This is a genomic window from Nitrospiria bacterium (assembly GCA_035498035.1).
In the GTDB taxonomy this organism is placed as follows: Bacteria; Nitrospirota; Nitrospiria; order JACQBZ01; family JACQBZ01; genus JACQBZ01.
Window position 1 is genome coordinate 22,432 of the sequence record DATKAN010000047.1, and the last position, 16,004, is coordinate 38,435.

Annotated in this window: 14 protein-coding genes; 11 read left to right on the plus strand and 3 right to left on the minus strand. The window is 57.8% G+C overall.

Going from position 1 to position 16,004, the window contains the following annotated elements:
* Positions 1-10 precede the first annotated feature (10 nt).
* From VMN77_09755 to VMN77_09805, 11 genes are all read left to right on the plus strand, one after another.
* Positions 11-412: a hypothetical protein gene (locus VMN77_09755; GenBank protein HTN44064.1), complete on the plus strand. Its 402-nt coding sequence runs from the start codon at positions 11-13 to the stop codon at positions 410-412.
* A 939-nt stretch (positions 413-1,351) separates the two neighbouring features.
* Positions 1,352-1,804: a periplasmic heavy metal sensor gene (locus tag VMN77_09760; GenBank protein HTN44065.1), complete on the plus strand. Its 453-nt coding sequence runs from the start codon at positions 1,352-1,354 to the stop codon at positions 1,802-1,804.
* A 210-nt stretch (positions 1,805-2,014) separates the two neighbouring features.
* Positions 2,015-2,434, plus strand: a complete 420-nt coding sequence (locus tag VMN77_09765; protein HTN44066.1) for a MarR family transcriptional regulator — start codon at positions 2,015-2,017, stop codon at positions 2,432-2,434.
* Positions 2,435-2,492: 58 nt separating this feature from the next.
* Positions 2,493-3,674, plus strand: a complete 1,182-nt coding sequence (locus VMN77_09770) for an efflux RND transporter periplasmic adaptor subunit (GenBank protein HTN44067.1) — start codon at positions 2,493-2,495, stop codon at positions 3,672-3,674.
* Entirely contained in the window at positions 3,671-6,826 is a 3,156-nt protein-coding gene (locus VMN77_09775; GenBank protein HTN44068.1) for an efflux RND transporter permease subunit, read from the plus strand. The genes VMN77_09770 and VMN77_09775 overlap by 4 nt, the downstream gene beginning before the upstream one ends.
* Positions 6,827-6,848: 22 nt before the next feature.
* A complete protein-coding gene (locus tag VMN77_09780) occupies positions 6,849-8,189 on the plus strand; it encodes a TolC family protein (GenBank protein ID HTN44069.1) in 1,341 nt (446 codons plus the stop codon).
* A 38-nt stretch (positions 8,190-8,227) separates the two neighbouring features.
* Positions 8,228-9,412 (plus strand): efflux RND transporter periplasmic adaptor subunit, encoded by a 1,185-nt coding sequence (locus VMN77_09785; GenBank protein ID HTN44070.1) that lies wholly within the window; start codon positions 8,228-8,230, stop codon positions 9,410-9,412.
* 28 nt (positions 9,413-9,440) lie between these two features.
* Entirely contained in the window at positions 9,441-10,205 is a 765-nt protein-coding gene (locus VMN77_09790; GenBank protein ID HTN44071.1) for an ABC transporter ATP-binding protein, read from the plus strand.
* Positions 10,202-11,419 (plus strand): ABC transporter permease, encoded by a 1,218-nt coding sequence (locus VMN77_09795; protein HTN44072.1) that lies wholly within the window; start codon positions 10,202-10,204, stop codon positions 11,417-11,419. Before VMN77_09790 ends, VMN77_09795 begins: the two co-directional genes overlap by 4 nt.
* Positions 11,420-11,539: 120 nt before the next feature.
* Positions 11,540-11,776, plus strand: a complete 237-nt coding sequence (locus VMN77_09800) for a DUF3553 domain-containing protein (GenBank protein HTN44073.1) — start codon at positions 11,540-11,542, stop codon at positions 11,774-11,776.
* An 80-nt stretch (positions 11,777-11,856) separates the two neighbouring features.
* On the plus strand, positions 11,857-13,332 hold the full coding sequence (locus VMN77_09805; GenBank protein HTN44074.1) for an HD domain-containing phosphohydrolase: 1,476 nt from the start codon (positions 11,857-11,859) through the stop codon (positions 13,330-13,332).
* Here the strand turns inward: VMN77_09805 and bioD are convergent.
* The 3 genes from bioD to bioF form a co-directional block, all read right to left on the minus strand.
* A complete protein-coding gene (gene bioD, locus VMN77_09810; GenBank protein HTN44075.1) occupies positions 13,258-13,998 on the minus strand; it encodes a dethiobiotin synthase in 741 nt (246 codons plus the stop codon). The two genes, VMN77_09805 and bioD, sit on opposite strands and share 75 nt — an antisense overlap.
* The gene (locus VMN77_09815; GenBank protein HTN44076.1) at positions 13,998-14,792 is read right to left on the minus strand and encodes an SDR family NAD(P)-dependent oxidoreductase; all 795 of its coding nucleotides are present in this window, start codon (positions 14,790-14,792) and stop codon (positions 13,998-14,000) included. Before VMN77_09815 ends, bioD begins: the two co-directional genes overlap by 1 nt.
* A 107-nt stretch (positions 14,793-14,899) precedes the next feature.
* Positions 14,900-16,004, minus strand: a 1,105-nt coding sequence (gene bioF, locus VMN77_09820) for an 8-amino-7-oxononanoate synthase (GenBank protein ID HTN44077.1), incomplete at its 5' end; no start/stop codon positions are given.

Consider the following 16,004-nt stretch of genomic DNA (forward strand, 5'->3'; position numbering starts at 1 on the left):
GCGTAAATCAGTGGAGCGAATCATCATGGTCCGAGATCCATTCGGGATGGGAAACTTTAGGAGCCCGGCCCCCGCTTATCTGGTCTTGATCAGCACGGCAAGAGAACTGACGTGCGAAGATTTGTTGGAGCTTATCGAGACAACAGGAAATTACGGTGCGAAGGTGCATATCGCTCTTGAATCATGGCAAATCGTGGTCGAGGTAGCCGCAGCCTGCCATCAACGGGTTCGGGAGGCGATCTGGCACTTGGGCCATTACTGCGTTAGTTTCTTGGAAAAGATCGATCGGATACCCACATTTTTGGTCGCGGAAGATGGAAATAATGGAAAGGCGTCGAGCGCTGTCCTGAACGACAATGAAAGGAGAGGACTTCGATGGGTGCAAGAGTCGGATTCTCGGCTGAACGTATGAAAGTGACCCATGACCCTTTTGAAAATGGGTTCCGTGGCGCCTTGATCTGCTCGCGATGCGGAGGATTCATGGTGGTGGAATCTTGTTACGATTTCAATGTTCTACGGTGTGTGCAGTGCGGAGACCTTGTGGATCCGGTTATTCTCAGAAACCGTCAACACGGCTCGCCCGAAATGCGAAAGATGAACGGGCTGAGCCAGCCCAGGAAGGCCGCTTAGGAGTTCGATGAAAAACGACGTCCTGAGATGGAAACCTTCCGCTGCGTTGCTCAGACGCTGGTGAATCGGGCCGTCGGCGATTTGCCTGCTTTAGGGCGCGGTACCGCTGGCCAATTGTGTCGGCGAGGGCACCGAGCTCCGCGGTCCACTGCAGTGGCACCAAGAATCCGGCGCAGCGTCTATGCGGAACAGGCCCAGGCGTCTGACCCGGTCCAGGTCGACAGCACCATCGTTCAAGTGGGGCCGCCTGGCCCTTCCAGAAGCCCTCGTTGAAATCAAAGTGACGGCTCAGGTTGAGAGGCCTGAAGCCGATTCTACCGAGTCATCCAGTGAGCTCGATGGCCGGAGGGGTGGCGGTGGCCGACGGGGTCGGGACGGCGGGTTCCCTCCCTTTTAACGGACATGACTATGACCGGCCTCTTAAACTGATCAAGGCAGGTAACGGCGGTTTTAGGTCGTTCATACCGGAGGGTGGGAATCGGATACTGATCGGGGGGCCGCTTTCTTTTCAATCCGTGATATTGAAAAAAATCAGAAGAAATGAAGGCCGGTGAGAACAGCCTCTGATGTTCTCAATGCATAGGAGGAAATCAAAATGTCAAATCCAACCGGGACAAATGGTTTTCGGTTATTTCGGATGCTCGTCCTCGGGGGCCTGATGGTCGGGGGGGTCGGTCTGGTAACCGTTGTTCGTGCCGATTCAGACCCGGGTCCAAGGGCCATGACGGGTCGCCACTGTGATGGGCACCGCGGAGGCATGCGCGACATGGTCGGTCACGCACTGCACGGGTTGATTCGGTCCCAGAAGGAACTCGGTTTGTCGGCGGAGCAGGTATCGAGGATCAAGGCCATCGCGCTCGGGCACGAGAAGGATCGCATCCGGGAAAAAGCGGACATGAAGCTGGCCGAGGTGGATGTCCGGGCGGACGTCTTCAACGAGAAGGTTGAACTGCCGACCATTGAGGAGGCTTTGAAGAAGTCCGAAAGCGCCCGTACGGCCTTGCGTCTCGAGGGCGTGAAGGCCCTGCGTTCGGCGTCAGCGGTTCTGACGCCGGACCAGCGTGAGAAATGGCGGGAGGGGATGGGGTCGAGACACGAAGCGGGGGTCGGGCGAAGGGGGTACGGCCACGGACCCATGGCGAACCCTCAAGATCGGCCCGAAAAAGAAGGCTGATTGTCGAGAAGGGGTGGGAACTTGATCGGGGGCGGCGGTACGCCGCCCCTGGCGCAGGGAGGGATTTCATGGACCCTTCGGAGCGGGCTGAATGTATTTGACAACGGGGACGGTGATCCACTATATTTAGATAAGCTAATAATTAATTCAACATACCACTCGGAAATGATGGCGGTTCGATCGACAGACGAGCGTTGCGCCCGGGAAATCATGGAAGCAGTTCCCGTTGTAATGCGCTTCATCCGGAACGAGATGCGGCGGCAGGGGTCCTTGTTTCTCTCGGTTCCCCAATTGCGAACGTTGGTCTATCTCGATCGTTTTCCGGGAACCGATCTCTCCGGGGTCGCAGACCATCTGGGCGTCACCCCGCCCACGGCGTCCGCGGTTGTAAAACGTCTGGTGGACCAAGGTCTGGTCAAACGTGAAGCGCATCCTCGGAAGCGCCGCCATGTGGTGCTTACCCTGACGCGAAGCGGCTCCCGGCGCTACCGACACGTCCGCGGAGCGGCGTGCACGTCTGTGAGGACCGCCCTGGCCGATCGATCCGCTCCGGAATTGCGAAAAATCACGGAAGGGATCGTTCTGCTTGGGAAGGTTTTTAAAGGGGTTGTCACACGTGAAGATCGTTAAAAGGAACATGACGGGGGGGGGAGTAAGATGCCATGTTGGGATCCCTCCGATATTCGCCTTGTCTCGAGGTTTCGGTCCGCGTTCGTTGAAAACGGCGGCGGTGTTTTGGGCGGGCCTGGCCTTCCTCTCGGCCTGCTCCGGGGAGTCGGCCGGACAAAGCCCGAAAAAGGATTCCAAGGGGGTCCCCGCCGTTCCGATCCTTGTAAGCGCCGTCGTCCAAAAGCCCATGCCCGTCCAACTACACGCCATCGGGAACGTGCAGGCCTATTCCACGGTCATCGTCAAAAGCCTCGTCGAAGGAACGCTGACGGAGGCCTATTTCAAGGAGGGCCAGGAGGTCAGGAAAGGGGATCTCCTCTTTAAGATTGATCCGCGCCCCTTCGAGGTGCAGCTCAAGCAGGCCGAGGCAAATCTGGCGCGAGACCTTGCGCAATCCGAAAACGCCCGGCAGGAAGCCAATCGCTATCAGGACCTTCTTCAAAAACAATACGTCAGTCAGGAACAGTACGAACAACTTCGCGCCACCGCGACAGCCTATGAAGGCACCGTGCTCGCGGACCAAGCCGCCATCGACCAAGCCAAGCTTCAACTCGAATACTGTTCGATCCGCTCGCCCATTGACGGGGTCGCCGGGACGTTGCTGGTCTACCCGGGAAATCTTGTCAAGGTGAACGACCCCGACCATCCCCTGGTGACGATCAATCAAATTCATCCGATCTATGTGGCCTTTTCGGTTCCCGAGAAGAATCTATCGGAAATCCGGGAATATCAGGCGCACGGTCCGTTAAACGTGGAAGCGACGATTCCCCACAGTCCGGTGACTCCGGCGAGAGGCCGACTGACGTTTGTGGACAACACCGTCAACGACACGACCGGCACGATTCAACTTAAAGCGCTCTTCCCGAACGAGGGGAAAAAGCTCTGGCCGGGTCAGTTCGTGAACGTGGTTTTGATTTTGACGACACAGCGCGATGCGATTGTGGTGCCATCCCAGGCCGTTCAGACGGGACAGCAGGGTTCATACGTGTTCGTCGTCAAATCCGACCGGACGGTGGAATCCCGTCCGGTTGTCGTGGCTCGGGAAGTGGGCGGTGAATCCGTGATCGAGCGGGGTTTGTCCTCCGGCGAGCAGGTGGTGACGGACGGTCAGCTCCGGCTCGCTTCGGGAACGAGGGTCGAGATTAAATCCGTCGCCCCGACCGCCGCCGATCCGGAAGAGGGGTCGGATAAAAACCCATGAGCATTCCTGAACTGTTCATCCGTCGGCCGATCATGACCACCCTCGTGATGTCGGCCATCCTGCTCTTCGGCATCGTGAGCTATAGCCTGCTCCCCGTGAGTCAGCTCCCCAACGTCGATTTTCCGACGATACAGGTTTCGGCGAGTCTTCCGGGCGCCAGCGCCGATACGATGGCCTCCTCCGTGGCCACGCCCCTCGAGCGCCAGTTCTCGACGATTGCCGGCATCGACTCGATGACCTCGACCAGCGCGCTGGGGGTCACCCAGATCACCCTTCAGTTCAGCCTGGATCGGAACATCGACGCCGGGGCGCAGGACGTCCAGTCGGCCATCGCAGCCGCGGCGAAGAACCTGCCCCCTGGAATGCCGACGCCCCCGACCTATCAGAAGGTCAATCCGGCCGAGCAACCCATTCTGTTCCTGGCGTTGAGCTCGGCGAGCCTTCCCCTATCGACCGTCGACGAATACGCCGAGACTCTGATGGCGCAGCGCATCTCCATGATCAACGGCGTGGCGCAGGTCCAGGTCTTCGGCGCGCAGAAGTATGCCGTGAGGGTCCAGCTCGATCCCGATGCCCTGGCCTCCCGCGGCATCGGCATCGATGAGGTCGAGAAGGCCTTGGAACAGGGCAACGTAAACATACCGACGGGAACCCTCTATGGAACCCATCAAGCCTTTACCGTTCAGGCCACCGGCCAATTGACCGATGCGTCCGCTTATCGCCGTCTCATCGTGGCCTATCGCAACGGTTCTCCGGTCCGTCTGGAGGAGTTGGGTCGAATAATCGACAGCGTACAGACCGACAAGGTGGCCAGCTGGCATGATTCGACCCGCGCGATCGTCCTGGCCATTCAGCGCCAGCCGGGCACCAACACGATCGAGGTGGTGAACGCGATCAAGAAGCTGCTCCCGACCTTCCGAATCCAGATGCCGGCCGCCGTGGATCTGGCCATTCTCTACGACCGTTCGGAGTCGATCCGGGAGTCGGTCCACGACGTCCAGTTTACGCTGCTTCTGGCGGTCGGCCTGGTGGTCCTGGTGATTTTCCTTTTTTTGAGAAATCTCTCGGCCACCGTGATCCCCAGCCTGGCGCTCCCCATGTCGCTCATCGGGACCTTTACCGTCATGTACCTGTTGGGCTACAGCATCGACAATCTTTCCCTCCTGGCCATGATCCTGTGCGTCGGATTCGTCGTGGATGATGCCATCGTCGTGCTGGAGAACATCGTGCGGCATATGGAAAAGGGCAAGGGCGCGCTTGCGGCGGCGCTGGACGGCTCGGCCGAAATCGGCTTCACCATCCTGTCGATGACCCTCTCGCTGGCGGCGGTCTTTATCCCAGTTCTTCTCATGGGCGGGGTTCTTGGACGGCTCCTTCATGAATTCGCCGTGACGATTACGTCGGCGGTCCTTGTTTCCGGCTTCGTCTCCCTGACGCTTACGCCGATGCTTTGCAGTCGTTTTCTGCGCCCCCCGGACCATCGGAAACACGGCCGGCTGTATAATTTATCGGAGCGTTTTTTCGAGGGCATTTTAAGGCGTTATGAGAGAAGCCTTAAGCGATTTTTGAACTTTCGCCGGGCCATGATGGTATTGTTCATCCTTCTCCTTATCGCGACGGGATATCTTTTTTCCGCCATGCCCAAAGGATTCATCCCGACCGAAGACGTCGGCATGATTTTTGGGTTCACCCAGGCTTCGGACGACATTTCATTCGATTCCATGAGGGAACATCAACAGGCGGTGGCGGCGATCCTCCGGCAGGATCCCGCCGTCAAGTCGTTTATGTCCTCCATCGGCGCGGGCGGCCCGAATGCCACGTTGAATACCGGAAGGGTGTTCGTCCTCCTCAAACCGCCCTCGGAGCGGCCGAGCTCGGAGGCAGTGATCCAGCGTTTGCGGCCCAAGTTGATGGCGGTTCCGGGGATGACCGTCTTTTTGCAGGACCTGCCGATCATTCGCATCGGGGGAAAGTTGACGAAGAGCCAGTACCAGTATACGCTGCAGGACGCGGATACGGACGAACTCTATCACTGGGCCTCCGTTCTGGAGGACAAAATGGGCCTGTTGCCGGGTTTTCAGGATGTGACCACCGATCTGGAAATCCGAAATCCCCAGGTGGTTGTCGATATTGACCGGGATCGGGCCTCCGCGTTGGGGGTCACGGCGGATCAGATCGAAAACGCCTTGTACGACGCGTACGGGGAAAGGCAGGTTTCAACGATCTACACGCCCACCAACCAGTACTGGGTGATCATGGAACTGGAACCTCAGTACCAACGGGATCCCGCGGCGGTTTCCAAACTCTACATCCGCTCCGCGAACGGACCTTTGGTTCCGCTGGGCGCCGTGGCGAGACTGACGCAGGGGGTCGGTCCCCTGACCGTGTCCCATCTCGGACAGCTTCCGGCCGTTACCATTTCGTTCAACCTTCAACCCGGCGTCTCACTCAGCGATGCCGTGGCCCGCGTCGAAAAACTTGAACACGAACTGCGTCTCCCCGTAACGCTCAGCGCAAGCTTTCAAGGAACGGCTCAGGCGTTTCAGTCCTCGCTTCAGGGGCTTTGGCTTCTCTTGCTTCTGGCCGTTCTGGTGATTTACATCGTGCTGGGGATTCTCTATGAAAGCTTTGCGCATCCGCTGACGATTCTTTCGGGTCTTCCCTCCGCCGCCTTCGGCGCGCTGCTGACCTTGCTCATCTTCCGTACGGAGCTCAACGTCTACGGCTTCGTCGGACTTCTGATGCTTCTGGGCATCGTGAAGAAGAACGCCATCATGATGATCGATTTTGCCCTCGAAGCCCAGCGCAAAGAGGGAAAAAGCCCGCTGGATGCGATCGTCGAAGGGTGCCTGATCCGGTTCCGGCCGATCATGATGACCACGATGGCGGCCTTCATGGGAACCCTGCCGATCGCGCTCGGATTGGGCGCGGGGGCCGGGGCCCGCCGCCCGCTGGGTCTCACGGTCGTGGGCGGGCTGATGGTCTCTCAACTGGTGACTTTATACATTACTCCGGTGATTTACCTATATCTGGAATCGCTCCAGGAACGTCTGAGCGGCAGACGAAGGCGCCGTCCGCCCGCGTTACGGGAACAGCTCGCGGATGGGAAATCCCTGGAGACACGGACGTCGGAACCCACGATGGTGAAATAAGCTCTTTTTTTGAGGTAATCGCATGGATCTCAAATATGGCCGATTGAACGTTTTGCTGTTTCTGATCCCCATGTTGCTGAATGCATCCGACGGGTTTGCGGAGGAGCCCGCCACGGCCGCCGATCGTTTGACGCTTCAAGAGGCCGTTGATACCGCGCTCGGTCATCATCCCAGCCTTCAGGCGGCGCGGGGAGCGCTGCAGATCCAAGAGGCCCTGATCGGGGAAGCTCGTTCGAATTATTTCCCCCAACTGAACCTCCAGACCACCTACACGCGGGCGACGGGAAACACCTCCACCAGTGTCCAGTCCAGCCAGGCCCTGGCAATACCCCGTCAAACTCCGAAACCCTCCAACACGTCCTTTAACAATTACGCGGCCACCCTGACACTCCAGCAACGGATCTTCGATTTCGGGAAATCCATCGCCGACGTGGAATCGGCCCGCGAATCGATGCAGGGAAGCGACTTGAGCGAGATGGCCTCCCGACAGATTGTGGCCATGAATGTCAAGGTGGCCTACTTTGGACTTTTACAGGCCCGGCGTCTGGTCCAGGTCCAAGAGGAAACGGTCAAACAGTTTAAAGAGCATCTCGATCAGGCGGAAGGATTCTTCCGGGCGGGTACCCGCACGCGCTACGATGTTACAACGGCGGAGGTAAATCTCACCAATGCGAAACTCGAATTGATCAAGGCCAGAAATGCCGAGGTGGTGGCCCGCGTCACACTGGCCAATGCCATGGGCGTCCCGGATCGGCCGATCGGGGAGATGGAAGATCTGCTGACCTTTAAAAGGGTCGAGATCTCCGAGGCCCAGGCCATCGATGAAGCCCTTGCAAACCGACCGGATCTGTTGTCCCTGGCCGCGCAGCGTCGCGCGGCCGACGCGACGATTCGCTCCGCACGCCGGACTTATTACCCGGTTCTCGACGGTGTGGCGGATTACACGTGGCGCGGCCAGGACTATCCGTTGGTCTGGAATTGGGATGTGGGACTGACGCTGACGTTCCCATTATTTTCAGGCTACCTGACCCAATCCCAGGTCGCGGCGGCCCGGGCCAATATGATTGTGGCCGATTCCAATGAAGAGGGGCTAAGACAGAATGTGATCCTTGAGGTCCACCAGGTATTTTCTAATCTTATGGAGGCCGATGAGCGGGTACAAACCTCCGATGTCGTCGTTCGCCAGGCCGAAGAAAACCTTGATCTGGCGAACGGCCGATTTCAGGCCGGCGTGGGGACAACCGTGGAACAAACCGATGCCCAGGTGCTGTTGACAAACGCCAAGACCTCCCAGGTTCAGGCCCTGTATGACTACCGTGTGGCCGAATCCCAGTTGCAGAAGGCGATGGGTCGAAAATATTAATTTGAAATTTAATGTTTACTGTATAAGGCATTAATAATATGATTTTTATAAAAAATAAATGGTTCCTGATCGCGGCCCTCCTGATCCTTGTTGGAATCGGAGTTTTTTTCTTCCGGAGCGATCAAACGGTCGCGCAGTATAAAACCAAAACGGTGAAAGAGGGGGAAATCACGGCGACCGTTTCGGCGACCGGAAAGGTCAACGCGGTTGTGACCGTTCAAGTGGGAAGCCAGGTTTCCGGGACGATTCAACGGCTCTTCGCCGATTTCAACTCCCGTGTCAGGAAGGGACAGATTGTTGCCCAGATCGACCCCGCTCTTTTTGAGGCCCAGGTCGAACAAGCCCGCGCGAAGCTGGCGAACGACGAGGCCAACCAGGAAAAGGCACGGGTGGTCGTGGTTGATGCCAAACGCAACCTCGGTCGGATGGAGGAACTCCTTTCCAAGAACTTGGTCGCCCAGAGCGACAAGGATACGACTCAGACGGCGTATGACTCCGCCCTGGCCGAACTGAAGGCCGCCGAGGCGCAGGTTTTACAAGACCAGGCCTCTCTCAAGTTGGCCGAGACGAACCTCCGTTACACGACGATCCGATCGCCGGTCGATGGGATCGTCATATCCCGAAACGTGGACGTGGGCCAGACCGTGGCCGCTTCCCTTCAGGCTCCGACCCTATTTACCATCGCCCAGGATCTGACCGAAATGCAGGTCGACACCAGCGTCGACGAGGCCGACATCGGAAAGGTCCGGCTGGGTCAGGAGGCGGAGTTCACCGTGGATTCCTATCCCACGAGCCCCTTTCATGGAACGGTCCACGACATCTACAACCAACCGCTGGTGGTTCAGAACGTCGTCACTTATGACGCCATCATCCGGGTTAAAAATCCGGATCTCAAGCTCAAACCGGGTATGACCGCCAATATCACGATCAAAGTCGGTCATCGGGATCGTGCCGTCAAAATCCCTAATTCCGCGCTTCGTTACAGTCCCGAAAAAACTTCCGGGAACGAGGGCCCGTCCGATGCGGGAAAGGCCGACGCGGCCAAGGTCTGGGTCCTGGCGAACGGCAAGGCGGTCGGGGTTCCGGTGACCCTGGGGCTGAACGACGGAAGTTATACCGAGGTGGTTTCCGGGGCGTTGAAGCCCGGCGATGAAGTCATTATCGAGAAAATCCAACAGAATGAGTCCCAGAGCGGGAAAAGACCGCCGTTCATGCGGTTTTGATTCATAGAAACTCGCCGGGATATAAAAAATGACGCAGCCGTTGATCCAAATCGAGAATTTGTGGAAAATTTATCAGACCGGTGAGATTGAGTTGGCCGCTCTGAAAGGGGTTACCCTTTCCATTACGCAAGGGGAGTTTATCGCCATCATGGGGCCGTCCGGTTCCGGGAAATCAACCATGATGCACATCCTGGGCTGTTTGGACCGGCCGACCCGGGGGCGTTATCTATTAGACGGAGTGGACGTGGGAGGTCTTAGCCCCAACGATCGGGCACGGATCCGCAACCACAAGATTGGATTCGTATTTCAGGGATTTAATCTCCTGCACCGGACGACCGCCATCGAGAACGTGGAGCTACCGATTCTCTATGACGGCTTGTCGGGCCGCGAGCGGGCCGCGAAGGCCGGAGAAGCGCTGGAAAGGGTCGGTTTGGGAGACCGACGATACCACTACCCAAACCAGCTCTCCGGAGGCCAGCAGCAGCGGGTGGCGATCGCCCGGGCGCTTGTCATGCAGCCGCCTTTGATCCTGGCGGATGAGCCGACCGGCAACCTGGATACCCGGACGTCGATCGAGATCATGGCCCTCTTTCAGGAATTGAATCGGGAGGAAATCACACTTCTTGTGGTGACTCATGAACCGGACATCGCCCGTTATGCCCGGCGAATTATAAATTTTCGGGATGGGACCGTCCGCTCGGATCAGTCGGTCGCCGATCATGTCGATGCGCGAGAGGCTTTATCAAAAGAGCGGGTTGAGTCTTCACCGGAGAGCGAGAGGAAGGCTCCATGAACTTCCTCATGATTTTCAAAATCGCGGGAAGGGCACTGGCCCGCAATACCATGAGATCTGTCCTCACCATGCTGGGGATCATCATCGGTGTTGCGGCCGTGATCGCCATGGTGGCGGTGGGGCAGGGCGCTAAAGCGCAAATCGAGTCCCAGATCGCCAGCATCGGGTCCAACCTTCTGATGGTTTTTCCGGGCAGCACGACCCAGGGAGGGGTTCACGCCGGTTCCGGCTCGGTGACCACCCTGACGGAGGACGACGCGTTTGCGATTCAGAAAGAGCTGGGTTCGGTTCGATTTGCCGCACCGTCGCTTCGAACCGTGGCCCAGGTGGTGAGCGCGAACCAGAACTGGTCCACGGCCGTCACGGGAAGTACGCCGGACTATTTCACAGTCCGCGATTGGTCGTTCGAGTCCGGGGGCTCCTTTACCCAATCGGATTATGACGGGGCGACGAAAGTGGCGGTGGTCGGCAAGACGGTGGCCACCAACCTGTTTGGCTCCCAGGACCCGATGGGTCAGATCATCCGGATCCAAAGCGTTCCGTTCAAGATCGTCGGGGTTCTTTCGCCGAAAGGCCAATCGGCGATGGGACAGGATCAGGACGACACCGTGATCATCCCCCTCTCAACCCTCCAGAAACGGATCATGGGCGTGACCTACGTTCAGGCCATTATGGTTTCGGCCAACTCTCCCGAGGAAACCGTCACGGCGGAACAGGAAATCCGTCTGCTGCTCCACCAAAGACATCACATCCCCCCCAAACAAGACGACGACTTCACCGTCCGGAATATGACCGATATCGCGGCCGCCGCCGAGGCGTCCTCTCAGATTATGACGCTGCTCCTGGGAAGCATCGCATCGGTCTCCCTGATTGTCGGGGGCATCGGGATCATGAACATCATGCTGGTTTCGGTCACCGAACGAACGCGGGAAATCGGCATCCGGATGGCGGTCGGGGCGAAGAGTCGGGATATTCTTTTTCAGTTTCTCGTGGAGGCGGTGGTTCTTTCGTTGGCGGGGGGAGTCCTTGGCGTGATCCTGGGGGTGGCCTGTTCCCGTGTCATTTCGGCCTTCGTTCATTGGCCGACGATCATATCGCTGAGTTCGATCATGCTGGCCTCCGCCTTCTCGATTGCGATCGGCGTCTTTTTCGGTTTGTACCCCGCACGACGGGCGGCCTCATTGGATCCCATCGAGGCCCTTCGGTATGAATAATTCGAAAAAAGGTCGCCGCCTCCTTGACAAAAAAAAGCCCGTTCTCTATACTGCGACCGATTTTGGCTTCGATTATTTATTGTGATCAGATAACCGAACAAGGACGGCAAGGAACCCGGAATGCAGAGGCTTTTCCTAAAGTTGGGTGATCAGGTCATTCACCTGAGGTACCCGCAGTGGGGGGTCGGCGTTGTGACCGAACAACGTTCTTCCACCATGGCGGGTGGGTTTTGCTTTGTCCGGGTCGCCTTCCGGGATGGTGTGGAGCGATCTTTCATCAACGATCTGGATAACTATAATTGCTGTTATTATGCCGGCATCCGCCTTCAGGAGGACTCCAGGCCCATCCATCGTTAAAGGCGGATTGGCTCTCTGTTTTAATCAATCTACTTGCCAGGTTCCATCGGAACATTCAGCGAGGAAAGGGTGAAAGAGGCATGAGCCAAAGCATCCTGATTGTCGATGATGAGGAACACATCCGGCGTTTGTGTGCTGAAATTCTCAAGCGCGAATCCTACCAAACCTATACCGCGGCCAGCGCCAAGGCGGCCGTGGAAATGTCCCGATTGCAGCATTTTGACCTTCTTCTGACCGACATCGGCATGCCGGGGATGGACGGTCTAAGGCTCCTCCAGACCATCAAGGACGTCCAGAAAGAGATTGCGTCCGTGGTGATGACGGGTTACGGTACGATCGATAATGCCGTCGAGGCCATGAAACTGGGGGCGCAAGGATTTGTAATTAAACCTTTTTCCCAGGAGGAATTGGTCCGATCGGTCGCGGATGCCCTTGAGAGATACCGGCTCCTTCGTGAAAACATGCGCCTGAAGTTATTGGTTCCCCTTTTTGAAGTGGGGAAAACCCTTCTCTCCGATCTGCATCTGAAATCGCTGCTAGAGACCTTTGTCCGGGTGGTATTAAAAGAGACCCGGTCGGATGCGGCGGCCGTGATACTCATGGAGGATCGGACCCATGCCGTCAAGGCGGATTCCTGTCTTATTCTGCCGGAGGGATTTCCGAAAGAGACTTTTCAACGAATCGAAGAGACATTCAGTCGGCGGGTGCTGGAAGAAAAGACGCCGCTGATTCTGGCCGAAGAGGATTCCCTGACCCATGAAATGAAAATCTTTCTCCAGCAGTCCGGCCTGGCCTCGGTGGCGGTCCTGCCCTTTGTCTCGAAAGACCGGGTCACCGGCATCTTAATTCTTTGCAAAAAACACGGCAACGCTCCGTACAAACAAAGCGACCTGGAGCTGACCACCATCCTGTGCGGGCAAGCCACCATCGCCATCGAGAATGCCAAACTGTTTGAAGTGATCGAAACGAAGAACCGGGAATTGGAGGACTTTTATTTCGAGACGGTCAATGCCTTGGCCCAGGCGATTGAGGTAAAGGATGTCTATACCGGCGGCCATGGCGATCGGTTGGTCGATCTGGCAATCTCCATTGCGGAGCGTCTGAACGTCTCGGACGAGGAGAGGGTCTGGCTGAAGTACGCGGCCGCCTTGCACGACATCGGCAAGATCGGGGTGAAGGAAACGATATTGACCAAGCCCGGCAAACTGACCCCGGAAGAGTATGAGGAAATGAAAACCCACCCCGCGAAAGGGGCCGAAATCCTCCGGGAAGTGAAGTTTCTGGCTCCGGTCGTTCCGATCGTCTATCATCACCAGGAAAGGTATGACGGAAAAGGATATCCGTCGGGTCTGTCGGGCCATCAGATTCCGATCGGGTCGAGGATCGTCGCGGTGCTGGACGCTTTTGATGCCATGACGACCAACCGTCCCTACCGCCGGGGCCTCCCGATGGATGTGGCCATCAATGAATTGCGTCGCCATTCAGGGGTCCAGTTTGATCCCCAGGTGGTGGAGGCCTTCATTCAGGTGATGAGCGAGAGTCAGCACACCGCCTAAACGCCCCTTATCCACGCTCACCCCGGCCATAAACGGAACCGTTCCCAGCACCGGTATCGGACACAATCTGGATATGACCCGGGGATTGGTTTTTTCCGCCAGGCTTCGTGAGGACGGCCGGCATTGGTTGAAGATAATGCCCAGGACCGTCGCGCCGGCCTTCCGAGCCCAGCGGAGGGTCAACAGCGTATGGTTCAATGTTCCAAGACGGGTGGAGGCGACCACGACCAACGGCAGTCTTAGAAGGAGGGCGAGATCGATGGCCGACACCGTCGGGGTTATGGGCGTCAACAAGCCGCCGATCCCTTCGACTACGACGACCCGGTGCCGGGATGCGAGATGTTTGTACGCTTCCGTGATGCGGCTCAAATCGATAGTCCTCCTTTCATTTTCGGCAGCCACCAACGGGGCCGCCGGAGTCTTCAATCGATAAGGACATACCCAATTCATCGGATCGCCATTGCCGGCCGCTTTCAATAAAAACCGGGCATCGGGAGCGATCCATTTTCCTTTCCGAAACCGACAGCCAGTCTGAATCGGTTTCATCACCCCCACATCAAGGCCTCTTTTCTTGAATTCCGCCGCCAACCCGGCGGCCACGATTGTCTTGCCAACGCCGGTGTCCGTTCCGGTAATAAAAATACCTCGAGGGGTTGTGCGGGGCATTAAAACATCCGGCTGTCGAGATTAAAAATTTGTCCGGATACGCCTGTCATCTTCGATAAACAATAGATGAACTCGGCGACCTCGGCCATCGGTGGGGGATGACCCAACAGATTCCGCCCGGTCAATTCTTCCCGCATCGGCTTCGAAAGGTCCGTCGTCATTCCGGTGGTCTGGAAGCCTGGAAAAACCACATTCAGGCAGACATTCTCGGGACCCCATTCCGCGGCGACGGATCGGATGAGGCCCGTCAGTCCGGCTTTGGCGGAGGCATAATTGGACTGTCCCGCCCTTCCGTGAACCCCGGCGATCGAACCGATTGCAATGACATGCCCGCCGTGTTGTCGAATAAACTGCTCGCCGACCGCCTTTAAACCGTTCCAGATGCCCGTAAGATTTATCTTGAGCGTGGAATCCCATGCTTCCTCCGAAGTCCGGAGGAGCAGGCCGTCTTGCCGGACGGCGGCATTGGCTACCAGAACGTCCAGCCGGCTCCATCGGCTCAGCGCGGTCTCGGTCATGGATTTCATCTCAGCCAAAGATCGAACATCGGCCCGATGAACGATAACTTCCGAGCCGAGCCGTTCCAGATCACCGGCCAGTTTGTCCGCGGACTCTTTGTTCCGGTAAAAGTGAACGACGATCCGGCATCCCGCCAGTCCAAAACGCAGTGCCGTTGCTCGCCCCAAACCTCCGCTTGCGCCGGTGATTATGACGACACGTCTGTCATGGGGGCTCACGTCGCCACCATTTTCTGTGGGGGCCCGTGCGGGGCTTCGCTCCTCCGATGCCCCCACACCCCGCGCTCGGACGGGCAAAGCCCGATCCTCGCTTTTACCGGCGAAGCCGGACGGCGCCTCCCCCTCTCCCTCGCTTGGCTCGCTGGATATCTGCCCCGCATGGATTATAAGACCCCCAGCGAGCGGGCGATCCGCCCGAGGGATTCCAGCGCGCGATCGATGTCTTCAGGGGTGTGGGAGGCCATGATCGTGGTGCGGATGCGGCTGGTTCCCTTGGGCACGGTGGGTGGGCGGATCGCCGGAGCGAATATGCCGTCTTTGAGAAGACGCTGCGATACGGTCATGGCCAAGCGGTCATCTCCGATCATGATCGGAATAATCGGCGTCTCGCTGTTCAGGATATCGAAACCGAGCGACTTTAAGCCGTTCGCGTAATGATTTCGGTTCTTCCAGAGACGTTCCCGGAGTTGGGGTTCCTCCTCCAGAACGTCGAACGCCGCCAGCGCCGCGGCCGTCACGGCGGGAGGAAGCGCGGTCGTGTAGATGAATGTCTTGGCTTTGTTGATTAAATAATCAATCAAGATGCGGCTTCCGGCCACATACGCCCCAAAACCGCCGAGGGCTTTGCCGAGCGTTCCCATTTGGATGACGCCTCCGGGTTTGAGCCCGAAATGCTCCAAGGTGCCGCGGCCTCCTTTGCCGAGCACACCTGTGGCATGCGCTTCGTCCACAAAAACAACCGCCCCGTGGCGTTCGGCGAGTTCCACGAGCCGGGGTAAAGGGGCGATGTCGCCGTCCATGCTGAAAACGCCGTCCGTCACGATGACCGTCGCTTGTTTGGCCGGTTTTTTTCCCAACAGGCGGTCGAGTTGGTCCAGATCGCCATGTTCGTAGACGCGGAAACGGCATCCGCTCGAGCGGCAGCCGTCGATGAGGCTGGCATGACACAAGCGGTCCGCGATGACAAGACCCTCCGATGGAATCAAACAGGACAGAATTCCGAGATTGGCCATGTAACCCGTGCTGAATAACAGGGCCGCTTCCGTTTGCTTGAACTGGGCGATCCGTTTTTCAAGAGATTCATGGGAGGGGGTGTTTCCGGATATCAATCTGGAGGCCCCGCTGCCGAAGCCGTACCGACGGATGGCGGCGATTGCGGCCTCTTTGATTCGGGGGTGATCGGCCAAACCCAGGTAGTTGTTCGACGCGAGCAGGATCACCGATCGTCCTTCAATCATGACACGGCCGGAGTGACCGCGGGGGTCCGGC